The sequence below is a fragment of the Treponema rectale genome (assembly GCF_014202035.1).
Taxonomy (GTDB): Bacteria; Spirochaetota; Spirochaetia; order Treponematales; family Treponemataceae; genus Treponema_D; species Treponema_D rectale.
In genome coordinates, this window is record NZ_JACHFR010000002.1 from 97591 (window position 1) to 111201 (window position 13611).

10 protein-coding genes are annotated in these 13611 nt (G+C 38.9%); 4 read left to right on the forward strand and 6 right to left on the reverse strand.

The window, feature by feature from the left end; translation table 11 throughout:
- Positions 1–20: 20 nt before the first annotated feature.
- The 3 genes from tuf to HNP77_RS05075 form a co-directional block, all read right to left on the reverse strand.
- Positions 21–1211, reverse strand: coding sequence for an elongation factor Tu (tuf, locus tag HNP77_RS05065; protein WP_184652090.1), 1191 nt, complete (start codon positions 1209–1211; stop codon positions 21–23).
- A 606-nt stretch (positions 1212–1817) separates the two neighbouring features.
- The gene (locus HNP77_RS05070; protein ID WP_184652091.1) at positions 1818–3989 is read right to left on the reverse strand and encodes an InlB B-repeat-containing protein; all 2172 of its coding nucleotides are present in this window, start codon (positions 3987–3989) and stop codon (positions 1818–1820) included.
- 10 nt (positions 3990–3999) lie between these two features.
- A complete protein-coding gene (locus HNP77_RS05075; RefSeq protein ID WP_184652092.1) occupies positions 4000–4941 on the reverse strand; it encodes a hypothetical protein in 942 nt (313 codons plus the stop codon).
- Between the two features lie 29 nt (positions 4942–4970).
- On the opposite strand from HNP77_RS05075, the gene pepT reads away from it, so the two are divergent.
- Together pepT and murA are read left to right on the forward strand one after the other, a co-directional pair.
- Entirely contained in the window at positions 4971–6311 is a 1341-nt protein-coding gene (gene pepT / locus HNP77_RS05080) for a peptidase T (RefSeq protein WP_343042525.1), read from the forward strand.
- Between the two features lie 40 nt (positions 6312–6351).
- Positions 6352–7635 (forward strand): UDP-N-acetylglucosamine 1-carboxyvinyltransferase, encoded by a 1284-nt coding sequence (murA, locus tag HNP77_RS05085; protein WP_184652093.1) that lies wholly within the window; start codon positions 6352–6354, stop codon positions 7633–7635.
- Between the two features lie 33 nt (positions 7636–7668).
- Here murA and HNP77_RS05090 read toward each other — a convergent pair whose 3' ends face one another.
- The 3 genes from HNP77_RS05090 to HNP77_RS05100 form a co-directional block, all read right to left on the reverse strand.
- On the reverse strand, positions 7669–9513 hold the full coding sequence (locus HNP77_RS05090; RefSeq protein WP_184652094.1) for a hypothetical protein: 1845 nt from the start codon (positions 9511–9513) through the stop codon (positions 7669–7671).
- Entirely contained in the window at positions 9510–10484 is a 975-nt protein-coding gene (locus HNP77_RS05095) for a hypothetical protein (RefSeq protein WP_184652095.1), read from the reverse strand. The genes HNP77_RS05090 and HNP77_RS05095 overlap by 4 nt, the downstream gene beginning before the upstream one ends.
- A 119-nt stretch (positions 10485–10603) precedes the next feature.
- A complete protein-coding gene (locus HNP77_RS05100) occupies positions 10604–11152 on the reverse strand; it encodes an STAS domain-containing protein (RefSeq protein ID WP_184652096.1) in 549 nt (182 codons plus the stop codon).
- Positions 11153–11348: 196 nt separating this feature from the next.
- On the opposite strand from HNP77_RS05100, the gene murB reads away from it, so the two are divergent.
- Both murB and HNP77_RS05110 read left to right on the forward strand, forming a co-directional pair.
- Complete coding sequence (gene murB / locus HNP77_RS05105; RefSeq protein ID WP_184652097.1) at positions 11349–12302, forward strand: UDP-N-acetylmuramate dehydrogenase; 954 nt, start codon at positions 11349–11351, stop codon at positions 12300–12302.
- A gap of 99 nt (positions 12303–12401) precedes the next feature.
- Positions 12402–13610: a cyclic nucleotide-binding domain-containing protein gene (locus HNP77_RS05110; RefSeq protein WP_184652098.1), complete on the forward strand. Its 1209-nt coding sequence runs from the start codon at positions 12402–12404 to the stop codon at positions 13608–13610.
- Position 13611 lies beyond the last annotated feature (1 nt).

A 13611-nucleotide genomic window follows, 5' to 3' on the forward strand; every position in this document is an offset into this window, starting at 1 on the left:
AATCTTCATTCAATCAATAACTATTCGATAATCTTTGTAACCTGTCCGGAAGCGATTGTACGACCACCTTCACGGATAGCAAGCTTAAGACCTTCGTCCATAGCGATTGGGTGAATAAGTTCACCAACAATCTTTGTATTGTCACCTGGTTTTACCATGTCTACACCAGCTTCAAGATTTACAGTACCTGTAATATCTGTTGTGCGGAAGTAGAACTGTGGGCGGTAACCAGTAAAGAATGGGCTGTGACGTCCACCTTCTTTTTCTGTAAGAACGTAGATCTGAGCCTCGAACTTTGTATGTGGAGTGATTGATTTTGGTGCAGCAAGAACCATACCGCGAAGTACGTTTTTCTTTTCAATACCGCGGAGAAGGATACCAGCGTTATCACCAGCCATACCTTCGTTAAGTGTCTTGTTGAACATTTCGATACCAGTACATGTAGATGACTGTGTTTCGCGAATACCAACAAGTTCAACCGGGTCATTTACATGGATTACACCACGTTCGATACGACCAGTAACTACTGTACCACGTCCAGTAATAGTGAAGATGTCTTCAATTGGCATAAGGAATGGTTTCTGATCATCACGAACTGGATCATCAAACCATGTATCCATAGCTGTAAGAAGTTCTTCGATACATTTTGTATTTTCTGGATTGTCAGATTCGTTAAGAGCTTTGAATGCTGAACCTGGGATGATTGGTGTATCAGCAGAGAATCCGTATGACTGAATTGTGTCACGAACTTCTTCTGTTACGAGCATAAGCATTTCTTCATCACCATCAAGCTGGTCAACTTTGTTAAGGAATACGATAATCTTTGGTACACCTACCTGACGAGCAAGAAGAAGGTGTTCTTTTGTCTGAGCCATAACACCGTCAGAAGCTGCGATTACGAGGATAGCACCATCCATCTGAGCAGCACCAGTAATCATGTTCTTGATGTAGTCAGCGTGTCCCGGGCAGTCAATGTGTGCGTAGTGGCGCTTGTCTGACTGATACTCAAGGTGACGAGAGTTAATTGTAATACCACGAGCTTTTTCCTCTGGAGCATTATCAATTTCATCGTACTTCAAAAGCTTATCACCATACTTTTTAGCACAGTATGCAGTGATAGCAGCTGAAAGTGTAGTCTTACCATGGTCTACGTGACCGATAGTACCAACGTTCATGTGAGGTTTAGTTCTGTTGAACTCTTCCTTTGCCATGATGTTCTCCTTGTCCTGTCTTTTTTACAGGATAAAAATTATTTTTATGTGTTGCACTTTAAGCCAGAAAATGCCATTCCTAAAAGGCTAATGACACTTTCGCATACACACTTTTCACATGTTTGTTGAGATGATAGTGATTTATTTATCAATCTCTGTTTCATCTATTCGAAGCAGCCGTTGATTACCACCAGCATCACACGATCAAGTGATTGGTATGGACTTTCAACATTAGATTTACTGGCGTAAACCGATAATCAGAACCACCAAACACTCTTTTTTTAGAAAACCGTCAACGACGCTTTTCAAGCATTCAGGGTAAGGAAACCTGAAGGTCTTTCGACCAGCTTTACGACTCCCCTCAGACATTAACTGTCCGTCCGATATACAAAGAACCCTGCAATCTATTGCACGCCCAACTAGGGCATTAGTTCGCTATTTATACCTTTTTTTGTATCTTTTGGCAAGGGAATTTAAAACAAATTATGCGATTTTTTTTAGAATTTTACCGCGGAGACCTGCAGCGCGGATTTTTAGGAGTTTTATCCACGTCACAGATCATCAGTATTGCAGGATTTGCCGCTGGTTGTATTTTATTTTACAAAACTAAGGTGCAACATTTGTGAGAATTCCATCTTCACCTATATACCAGTTGACAGTTACAGTTTCTCCATTTTCTTCATAAGTCTGGGAAACAATACTGAACCTTGTATACTGAGTTTTCAGCAAGTCTTCATCGTCAGAAGTTAAAATGACTCTGTTCTCTGTATCCCAATATGGAGGTCGAATTCGAGCAACGGTATCTTCTTCCAATTCGCTGATAATCTTAAAGTTAGAATTAGTAGAGCTGATATATACACAATGATTTCCATCTGAGCCAGACGGAATAGAAATACTGCCACCAATACTGACTGTCACCCAATTCTCCAGACGCAGAGCCCCCGAAAAATAAGTTTGCTCACTTACAGAATTATCCCGTATAGTTCCGCCAATAAGAGTAGACGATTTTCCAAGTGTCATTCCGCCACCTTTAGGACCGGCGTTATAAGCTACTGTCCCGGATGCCATCATTAATGTTGCATTTGAATAGACACCTCCACCACTATAAGCATACGCATCACTTCCGCTGTTATAATTCTGATATATACCGCCGGTAAGTTCTGCTTCAACACGCGTTCCCGTTTCATCCAGTTTATAACCCAGGAAAATACCACCATTTGCCTTATACTCAGCATAGATTCCGCCTCCATAAGCTTCTGCCTTATTACCATAGGATGATGCAGAAGCAACAGAAGATGCATCTTTTGTACCGACTACAGCCGAACCGTAAATATACAGAGAACCACTGCTATTTATGCCTCCACCGTTGTAACTGCTGTTACCGGTAACAAGAGCTCCGTCTGCAAGCAGGACAGTTGATACACTCGATATAGTTATGCCGCCACCTTTATCTTCTTCGTCACCACTAAATTTTCCACCAGTAATTTTTAAATTCGTTACAGTCACGGGAACAGCAGTATTTACAGTAAGCGTCGTACCGCTCTGATTTGCATCAAGGGCATCTAAAGGTATTCCATCATCATCAAGACCATGCTGTCCTGCAAGTACAAGAGCCTTTGCATTAGATGCCGTCATGGAATCTGGAATTATCTGGTTCCCGCTTACACTTCCATCAATAAAGATAGTCCAAACGTAATCGGCCGCACTCATTGAAGAAATGTTGGCAACTGCCGCATTTAAGGTTGCTAAAGGAGAATCTGCTTTCCATCCGGCAGAATCTGAATCTATACCTGTTGAAGAAACGTATAGAACCGGCTCGACAAAATGTGCATATAAAGTCAAATTATTCTTTAGTGTACTTACGTTTATTGATGAAACTTTTGCCGTATATTCCGAATCTGAGTACCATCCGTCAAAAATAAAGCCTTCCTTTGTAACCGAAGGAACTGTTACAGCGCCACTTTTTCTGGAAACCTTATTTATAAAGGTTCCGGAACTTTCTCCTCCGTTTAATTCATACTGAATTGTGTATACATCATTTAAATCCAGTGCAATATCTGCAGAAGTAACTCTATCTGATGCTATACGGATATAATCTTCATAAACATTCAGCGCGTCATAAACTCCATCTGCGTAAAACTTTACTATTATATAGTAAGTTCCAGGTGAAAGCCGCTCAAAATCATCCTGAATATCACGTGTATAAGTAAAATGGTTCATTCCCTCTGACGCTGTAAAAGATTCAATGTTTTTAGACTCTATCTGCATCTCCTGCTTATCATCTAAAAGCAGCAGTTCAGCTTTATCAGCGGTTCCTGTAAATGAAAAATTAAGCTTAAGACCACCATATTTATATGAAGGAGAAAGTTCAAATGAAACAGGATTTATTTTTTCAAATTCAATAGAAGTTTGACATTCTGCCGAGAATTCAGATTCCCCATATTCAGCAGTAAGCCTGAAGGTCCATCTTCCATCTGTAACAGGAATTTTCATTGCCGCGAGTTCAGAAAATGAACCTGCTTCTGCAAGTTCCTCATATTCAGAAGAAGTATCATATTTGCCTGAAAGAATAAAATCTGTTAATTTGCCTATTTCTGCATCAGAAACCGGGGCATTTATCGTTCTGGCGGAACTCATTGATGCATTAATACTGATATAGGTTTTACCGTCAGATGATTCTTCTCTATTTAAATGAAATTCATCAGAACAGGACGTAAGAGAAAAAAACAAAACTGCAGAAACAATTGCTATAAAGTTTAATTTAGAATTATTTTTCATTTTCCGCCTCCTATTCAATTAAGATCTGTGTTCTGAATGAATAATATTTAATTTCAGAATCTACGGTCTTTGATGCCAGAAGAGTAATATCATAAGAACCGGAAGCTCTTCCCGCTGTATTGAATGCAAATTCATTTGTTGTACCAAACGGTGTTCCATCTGCAGCTGAGGCTTCACCATCAATTTTCCATGTATAAGAATCATAACCGGAATCAGCCGTAAAATTATAAACAGCACCATCTGCTCCAGCCGGCTCTTCTTTTGTCATAACGACCTCAATTTCTGAAAGATCGTCACTTCCTATAAAGACCTTCATTAAAGTCCATTTAGCATACAGTTCTGTTGTTTCCGTTATGGAAGCTGTAAAATCAAATACCTCATTTGAATCATCTGCATACCAGCCGTTAAAAATGTAAATTTCCCCCTCAGAAGTACTTTCCTGTTGCGGCGGCTCAGGTTCCTCCAGACATTCCCCTTTACGGACATATAAGGTTTTATAAAAAACATTGCCGGTGTTATACAAATTAACGGCAATCATTTTTTTCAAGACTAAAGGAACAGTATTTTTACCTGGCTTTATGGAGAAAAAATCAGTTATTCCGCTATAAACAGGTTCTTCTGAATCACCTGTTCCTGAAGAGCTGCTGTTTTTATAGACAGTAGCAGTTGCTGAAACAGAAATACCTGCCGGAATATCTGAAAATGTAACGGAAGAACCTTCTGCTACAGGTATCTCCGCAGAAGCCTCATAACCTCCGGATAAAGAAATTTTCATAATCAGTTCACTGTTTTCCGGAGCATTGTAACTGACTGAACGGGAAGCAATTCTATAAAACAAGTCTTTATCAATTGAAAAGGAAACAGAACCATTGTTTTCTTCTGACTTTGAAAAAGAACAGGATAAAATAATGCATGTAAAAAATGCACACAATAATAAAAGCATCTTTTTCATCAGAATTCCTCCTTACTTTAATAAGTATAATGCGTAGTTCCAGAATTCCATATTCATTCAATAAAAAGTTTCAGGACTATAAAAAAATATTAAAAACTGATAATCTTCTTTCTATGAATACTAATGAATTACTTTCACTTGAATATACTCCGTCCCTCTTAGATCGTTTTTTAAGATATGTTAAAGTCTGGACGGAAAGTGATGAAACTCTGGCTGATCAGGGTAAAATTCCCAGTGCAGACAGGGAAAGAGATCTTGCAGATATTCTGCGGGAAGAACTTAAGAAGCTTGGACTTCAGAATGTTCAGACAACTGCTGAGTGCTATACATACGGTTTTCTTCCGGCAACCCCTGCTTTTGCAGACAAGCCCTCTTTCTGTCTTCTTGCTCACATAGATACAGTTGATGAAGTTACGGGTAAGGATGTTAAACCTATTATATGGAAGAATTATGATGGAAAAGACATGGAACTGCCTTACGGAATAACTCTTAAAGCCTGCGAAGATAAATATCTTGAACTGGCAGCACAGGAAAAAGATACAGTCATTACCAGTGACGGTTCAACTCTGCTGGGAGCTGATGACAAGGCCGGGGTTGCCGAAATCATGACAGCCCTTGAATATTTTTCAAAACATCCGGAAGTGGAACACCGCGCAATTGAGGTAATTTTCTCTCCTGATGAAGAAACAGGTCACGGTATGGATAAAGTTCCCCTGAATCTTCTGAAATCAAAATATGCCTATACCGTTGACGGCGGACACAAGGGCGAACTTGAAACTGAATGTTTTAATGCTTACAAATCTGAAATTACATTTACAGGAAAACCTAAACACACAGGCTCTGCACGTCCGGATATGGTTAATGCCGTAACAATGGCTTCATATTTCATTCATAATCTTCCGCAGAATCAGATGCCTGAAACTACTGACGGATATCAGGGATTCTTTGCACCGATGGCTCTTGAAGCAGACATGGAAACTGCAAAAGCCGTTCTTTTCTTAAGGGATTTTACCAGAGAAGGCATGGATAAACGAAAGAAACTTGTTGACACTCTCGCAGAAACAACAGCACTGGTTTTTGGAGGAAAAGCAGAAGTTCACCACACCCGGCAGTACCTTAACATGAAGGAAGGTCTTGAGAAGAGTCCTTTTGTTACCGAAAATCTTATGGAAGCCTATAAAAAAGCCGGTATTGAACCTGAATTTACCCCGATAAGAGGCGGTACTGACGGTTCAAGACTTACAGAAATGGGCATTCCGTGTCCTAATATTTTTACAGGCGGACATAATTTTCATTCAAGAATTGAATGGGCTTCTTTAAGCCAGATGGCTCTTGCTGCAACAATACTCATCAACTTGTGCCGCATATAGCTTAGGAACGCTTAAAAAACGAAAAACAAGGGAGATATACATGTACGAATATCAGATTGAAGGCGGATTTCCTATAAAGGGAACTATTACTGCCAGCGGAAACAAAAATGCAGCCCTGCCATGTATTGCAGCATGTCTTTTAACCGAAGAAGAAGTAATTCTGCGCAATATTCCTGAAATTGAAGACACAGGCGTAATGCTGAAAATTCTTCAGGCTCTTGGTGCTGAAGTTGAAAAAACGGAAGAACATGTCTGGAAAATCAAAGCAGAAAAAATAGAACATTCTGACATTCCTGCAGAACTCAGCAAAAAACTCAGGGCTTCCATTCTGTTTGCAGGACCGCTTGTTGCACGCACAGGAAAAGTTACGACATTACCGCCTGGAGGTGACGTTATCGGACGCCGCCGTCTTGATACGCACTTTCTTGCCCTTGAAGAACTTGGTGCACGCATTACTGTAGACAGCAAAATTGAATTTACGGCAAATAAACTTAAGGGAGCAGACATCTTTCTGGATGAAGCTTCCGTTACGGCTACAGAAAATGCCGTTATGGCAGCAGTTGTTGCAGAAGGCATGACGGAAATTACAAATGCCGCCAGTGAACCTCATATTCAGGATCTCTGCAACATGCTTAACCTTATGGGAGCAAAAATTTCAGGAATCGGCAGCAACATCCTTCACATTGAAGGCGTTAAAAAGCTTCATGGCTGTGACTTTACAGTTGGTCCTGATTTTATGGAAATCGGTTCTTATATCGGTCTTGCAGCAGTTACAAAAGGTTCAATTACAATTAAAGGAGTCCGTGAAAAAGAACTTAGACCCCTTAAAAATTCTTTCAATAAACTTGGCATCAGATGGGAACTTCAGGACGGAACCCTCACAGTTTCTGCAACCCAGGCTTTAAAAGTAAACACTGATCTTGGGGGCATGATTCCTAAAATCGATGATTCTCCATGGCCGGGATTTCCAACTGACTTAACATCAATAATGACTGTAATTGCTACTCAGGTTGAAGGAACTGTTCTTATTTTTGAGAAAATGTTCGAAAGCAGGATGTTCTTTGTTGACAAGCTGATTTCTATGGGGGCCCGCATAACTTTATGTGATCCGCACCGTGCAGTTGTTTCAGGACCAAGCTCCCTTCATGGAGAACATCTGGTAAGCCCTGATGTACGTGCAGGAATGGCTATGGTTATTGCGGCCCTTGCAGCTCATGGTGAAAGCCGCATAAGCAACGTCTATCAGATTGAAAGAGGATATGAACACCTGGTAGAAAGACTTCAGTCTTTAGGTGCGCACATCGAAAAAGTCTATATTGATTAATTAATAAATCCACAGGGAGTGATACTTTCCGTATCATTCCTTGCGGGAAACAAAGAGTACCGAAGCACAGAACAGCATGATTATATAGCAGACCGCAGCCATGACTACGGATGCAGAACCAAAAAGTCCTACTATTACGTAATTAAGAATACCCGAAACATATTCAGTCAGTTCAAATATTCCAAAGAAAACACCGGTACACAAAGGTAAAAAGAACATCCATTTAAATCTGAAGGTACTTGTTTTATCTTCAATACGGTAATTCCATCCCATTGCAGCAAGAAACAGAAGCACTATAAGAATGAACATCGGATACATGAGACGGCTGACAACGCATTGATAAAAAGTTTCTACAGAAAAACCATACTGAGTTGCTTTTGAAATAAAACTCATCAAAGCAAGAAGCGGCATTTGAGACGGACCTGCGGAAGCTTCACTTATTGCAGCAAAATCATCAAAATTCATAGGAAGAATCATTGAATTTATGCGACTGATTCGAGCCTGTTCTTCCTCAGAAACAGAATTCTGATATTCAGATATATCTGAAACATCATCTTCTATAAAACTATACTCTGGACGACATACGAGCCCTTCCGTATTCCTGTCAACAGACTGAAGAATTACATAAGGAACATTCTTCCATTTTTTTCCACCAATATCAGCACTTGGAAAAGCCATAACCTTGGCAAAAGGAACTTTTACTGAATACATAAAAGTACCGTCCTGACGATATTTAACAAGATTAAATCCTTCAAGATAACGTACAAGACCGCCATTTTTCTTTATATCCATCGAATTTCTTATAAAAATAACGTTTTTTGTTCCATCATCTTCTGTCAGAGAAAAATAAATATCATGACGGTTTGCAAGACGATTCATATGCTCAGTTTCGTCGAAGAAGAAATACTCACTTTCTACATTTTCTTTTGCCAGTTCGAAAAAACGCTTTACGTCAGGAGTCGGCTTTACATTTTTTGCATCCAGAAGGTTTTTATAAATATAATAAGCCTTTAAATTGTCTCCTGAATTAAGGGCAACATATCCTTCCTTTTTTTTGAAATAATAATTACGTTCATCCTCATTTTCATAAGCTTCTGAATGCTGAAGTTTATTCCAGGAATCATTGGCAAGAATTATTGCAGCCTCACGGTTTGTATTCTTTTCATCACAGGATTCAACGGCAAGCTCTGCCCAGTAATGAGCTTCAAACCATTCTTTTCTGTTCATTGCATCTTGTGCTTTCTGAACAAGTTCATACGGACTTCTGTCTGCATCCTGCGTATGGACAGGCTTTTGAGTTCCGATGACCCTATGAAAAATTTCATCTGCGGAATGCTCGGAATTAATTTCTATTTCAAGAAGATCTGAGCTCTCTTTTAATACAGCTGCAGCTTCTTTACTTCCTGGTGAAACAATAACCGCTTTCTGGGCATATTGAACTGCAAGATGGTACTGCTGTTCATTTATAAAATATCTTGCAGTGTGAATGGCTTCACTTAATTCTGAAGGAGCCTTTCTTTTTACTTCCAGGGAATTCTCAAGATTAAAAAGAAAAACTTCTTTATTAAGAAAAAGAACAAGTACAACAAACAGACCTATAACCATGCAGTTTCTGTAACGGATAAACATTCCCTGAGAAAAACGTTCCTTACTGTTTGATGTTTTATGCTGCCACTGAACGGAACAGGCCATTAAAAAACCACTTAAAAGTATAGCAGGAAGCATGACAAGATAATTATGAAGTCCTGTCTGAAACTTATATGCACTTAAATCTTCTGCAAGAAGTTCCGGAGGATTAATAAGAAAAACTGTAAGCAGCACAATTGCAATAAACGATATTACTGCATAAACAGAAAGAATAAGGAGTAACTTTTTCATTCTTCAGCTCCATAAAAAACTGATTCTGATGCAGTCTCAACTGCCTTTTTTCTGTAAGAACTGATGAAAATTCCTGCAAGAACAAATATAACCGTCAGAGAAAGATTCAATATAAGTACAAATGCATTTCCAGGAATAAACGGCATTGCTTCCATTAATGCATGGCTTACATAAGGCAAAATATCTCCTGTGTATATATACAGATCTAAATTAAACAGACCGACATAAACCACAAGAATAAAAAACACATTTACAAGACGCCACACAGAAAGACGGCGGATCTCAAATACAGCAAGATAAACCAGGCCGATTGACGAAAAACAAAGCCATGACAAAAAATCTCTTGAACTTTCTGCCCCGATGTCAAACATTTTATTGTATGAAGAAACAAAAAAACTTATCACAGAATTCATTTCAAGACTGTCCCGGATTATCGGATCTGCAAAAACAGAGCCTGAAGCATGAATTTTTCTTTTATTATAAGTGGTAATGTTATGATCAGAAATTGAAACCCCTTCTACCGTAGCATCATCCCGAACCTGAGAATAAAAAAGAACTTCATTTTCATCTTCTGAATTCCTGAAATACCCGGCCGAAACCAGTGTTTCTGTTGCTACTATGTGTTCCTCTTTACTTATAGATTCATAAACCCTGAAAGTAAGGGGAATAAGAATAAGCCAGCTCAATACATACCAGATTGCATAGACAATAAAATCAGCTTTTGTTCCCCATTGATGACGAATAAGATAAAAGAGTAAAAAAGCACCGCTGGATGAAATTGCTACAGGAGCAAAAAGAAAAACACCTTTTAAAAACAGCATTCCGCTTACAAGCTGAATTTCTCTGCCTGCAACAAGAGTTGTACAAAGGGCATAAATCATATACACACAACCGCCGCAGACACTTTCTATTGCAAGAAGAAGAATCAGCAGCAGTAAAATTTTTACAGAAGACAATACCGTAGGTTTCATCTATTAAATGATAATTGATAAGTTTAAAAAAGAAAAGTATGAATTACACGGAAATAAGTTTTTATGTCATTACCGTGCCTCTTACGATAATGACATAAATCTTATAAGGATTAGTATTTTTAACCTAAGAAAACATGTCCTGACTGATCAATTGCAATGATTGACTTACAGTCTGAACATCTGAAACGTCCGCTCTTTGTAGCCTTGAGACGACGTGAACATACAGGACAGCTTACAACCTTTGGGAATGCTGAAACAGAAACATTTTCACCACCCTGTGTAAAGTATCCCAATGCATCAGCCATATTACTCTTAATGTTAAAGAACTGGCTGAATCCAAGAAGCTGGAAAACTTCATAAACCTTAGGCTGAATATTCATAAGAACGATATCACCACCCTTCGGTTTTACAAGTTTAAGGAATGATGTAAATGAACCTATTCCTGTAGAAGAAACATAATTAAGGCTCGAACACCCGAAAATAAGATTATATTTTCCGGCGGAAATAACTTTACCTATCTGCTTCTGAAAATAAACTGAGTTATATGTATCAATATAGCCGTTCAAAGTGATAAGCACGCCATTTTCTACATCATCTAACTTATCAAGAGAAATTTTAAGACTGTCGTCGCGGTCTTCGTCAAAGCCCGGCACTATATCATTATTCATACTTAAATACTAATTAAAAATGTCCATTATGTCTAGTAAAGTCGAAATAAATTATAAAATTCTGAAATTTCTGTAAAAAAAAGTGCTGTCGCCCGAAAAAAAACACCAAAAACCTCTCAGTTTTTAAATAGAACTGTTAAAGTGATTTTCGGATCTTAAGAATGACACTGCGGACATATTATTATATACTGAAAAAATGGAATTAGAAGAAACAGTCCGCAACTTTTTACAGAATCAGGACAAAAAATTCAGCAGTGAAGCCTGCGTGCAGTTTAACGAAAAGATGAGCCGCCATACGACATTCAAAACAGGTGGAATTGCAAAAGTATATGCCTGTCCGCAGACGGAAAATGCACTGACTTCCATACTCAAATTTGCTGCAGATAATAAAATCCGCACCTTTGTTACAGGAGGCGGCAGTAATATTGTTTTTTGCGATGAAGATTTCAACGGAATCGTAATAAATACTCTTTCTATGAATTCCATCAGGATTACCGAAGAAGAAAAAGACGGATTCATTCTGGTCAGCACACAGTCAGGAGCCATGACTTCTGCTTTTGTAAACTGGTGTACAAAAAATTCCATTTCCGGAATGCAGGAATTTGCAGGTCTTCCGGGAAGCATCGGTGGTGCCGTTTACATGAATGCAAGATGTTTCAATAAAGAAATAAGCAATGTTTTTTATTCAGCACGAATCCTAAAAAAAGACTTTACTATAGAAGAGATTTATTTTAATTCAAATCAATGGGAATATAAAAAATCACCTTTTACTGACAGGGAAGATATCATTCTTGAGGTAACGTTCCGGCTTGAAAAGAATAGTAAAACAGAAAAAGAACTGGCTGAGGAATGCAGGCATTTTGTAGAAGAACGAAGGTCCAGGGGACATTTTAACTTTCCAAGTGCAGGAAGCGTGTTTAAAAACAATCATGAATTCGGCAAACCTTCAGGAGCAATAATCGACCAGTGCGGTCTGAAAGGTCTTACAAACGGTGGTGCAAAGGTCGCTGACTTTCATGGAAACATAATTATAAACACAGGGAATGCAACTTCTTCACAGATAGCTGAGCTTGTAAGAACTGTCCATGACAAAGTTCTTGAAAAAACCGGTTTTAGTCTTGAACCTGAAATTATTTTCATTCAACCTTAATAATTAAATTCCGATAATTCAAGAAGAAGTAGAATTCATATTGAATTTCGTGTTAAAATATCTCTGTCTCGGACAGGAAGACAGATAAGGTGGTAAAACGTGCTGCAGCTCGGAACAGTTGTTTATAGACCAAACTCATACATATTTGTTGAAGATACACCTGCAACAGATTATTTTCTCATAATTCAGCGTGGTAATGTGCGCTGTTATCACGAGACCTTTGTTCCCGGCTCTGCTCCTTACATGCTTGGAGCAGGAGACTTTGTCGGCGTTATATCCTGTATGACCGGACATACTCAAAATGAAACAGTTGTTGCAGCTACAGATGTTATTGCCATTGTCGTAAAACGCACCCAGTATTCAGACCTTATTGCCCAGAACACAAGTATAGCCATGAAAATCGTCCGTGCTTTTGCCAAGAACATGCGTCAGGTAAACGACAGCCTTACAAGAGCAACGACAAATAAAACAAATATTGAATCTTCTGAGCAGCTTTACAATATTGCAAATTTCTTTGAAAACAATGGAAATGAAGATGCTGCCGTATACGGTTATTATCAGTATCTGAAAAAATGTCCTAACGGACTCTATAAAGATGATGCCATCCGTCATTTTAAAGCACTGAAGCCAAGAACCACTCAGCCGTACCTTGAACCGGATAATGCAATGCTCCGGGGTTATAATAAAGGAAACATGATTTTCAGTGAAAGTCAGCCCGGCGCAGAAATGTTCATAATTCAGGAAGGAGTTGTCCGTATTTCTAAAGTTGTTGACGGTAAAGAAATTACTCTCGCACTCCTTAAGAAAGGTGATATGTTCGGCGAAATGGCTCTTCTGGAAAACAAACCCCGTTCAGCCTGCGCTATTGCTCATGAAGCATGTAAGGTAATGGTTGTTAACCGTGCAAACTTTGACATGATGGTTTCTACACAGGCACAGCTTATTTCCAGACTCACAACAACCCTTGCAGACCGTTTGTGGACAATGTACCGTCAGCTTGTAAATACACAGCTTTCCGATCCGCGTGAAAGAATGATTGACATGCTTGCACTTCAGATTGAATCTAAAAAAATAAGTGCACCAAAAGGTTCTACGTGTAAAACTTCATTTACTCCAGTAGATATTTTTAATCTCTGTGCACTTGATGAAACTACCATGCCACAGACGATTTCCCTGTTCTCAAGAGACCAGAACGTACGTATAGTTGACAATAAAATTGAAGTACCTGAACTTCCTGCACTGATAAAGCAGGCTGCATTCTACCGAAAGCAGAACTACAAGCACTCTATGGAAAAAAACAATATGTAAC

Excerpts from the sequence above, each read along its gene's own strand:
- pepT (WP_343042525.1), top strand. The coding sequence starts at position 4,971 with ATGCGTAGTTCCAGAATTCCATATTCATTCAATAAAAAGTTTCAGGAC.
- murA (WP_184652093.1), top strand. The coding sequence starts at position 6,352 with ATGTACGAATATCAGATTGAAGGCGGATTTCCTATAAAGGGAACTATT.
- HNP77_RS05070 (WP_184652091.1), bottom strand. The coding sequence starts at position 3,989 with ATGAAAAATAATTCTAAATTAAACTTTATAGCAATTGTTTCTGCAGTT.
- HNP77_RS05095 (WP_184652095.1), bottom strand. The coding sequence starts at position 10,484 with ATGAAACCTACGGTATTGTCTTCTGTAAAAATTTTACTGCTGCTGATT.
- HNP77_RS05100 (WP_184652096.1), bottom strand. The coding sequence starts at position 11,152 with ATGAATAATGATATAGTGCCGGGCTTTGACGAAGACCGCGACGACAGT.
- HNP77_RS05090 (WP_184652094.1), bottom strand. The coding sequence starts at position 9,513 with ATGAAAAAGTTACTCCTTATTCTTTCTGTTTATGCAGTAATATCGTTT.
- HNP77_RS05075 (WP_184652092.1), bottom strand. The coding sequence starts at position 4,941 with ATGAAAAAGATGCTTTTATTATTGTGTGCATTTTTTACATGCATTATT.
- murB (WP_184652097.1), top strand. The coding sequence starts at position 11,349 with ATGGAATTAGAAGAAACAGTCCGCAACTTTTTACAGAATCAGGACAAA.
- tuf (WP_184652090.1), bottom strand. The coding sequence starts at position 1,211 with ATGGCAAAGGAAGAGTTCAACAGAACTAAACCTCACATGAACGTTGGT.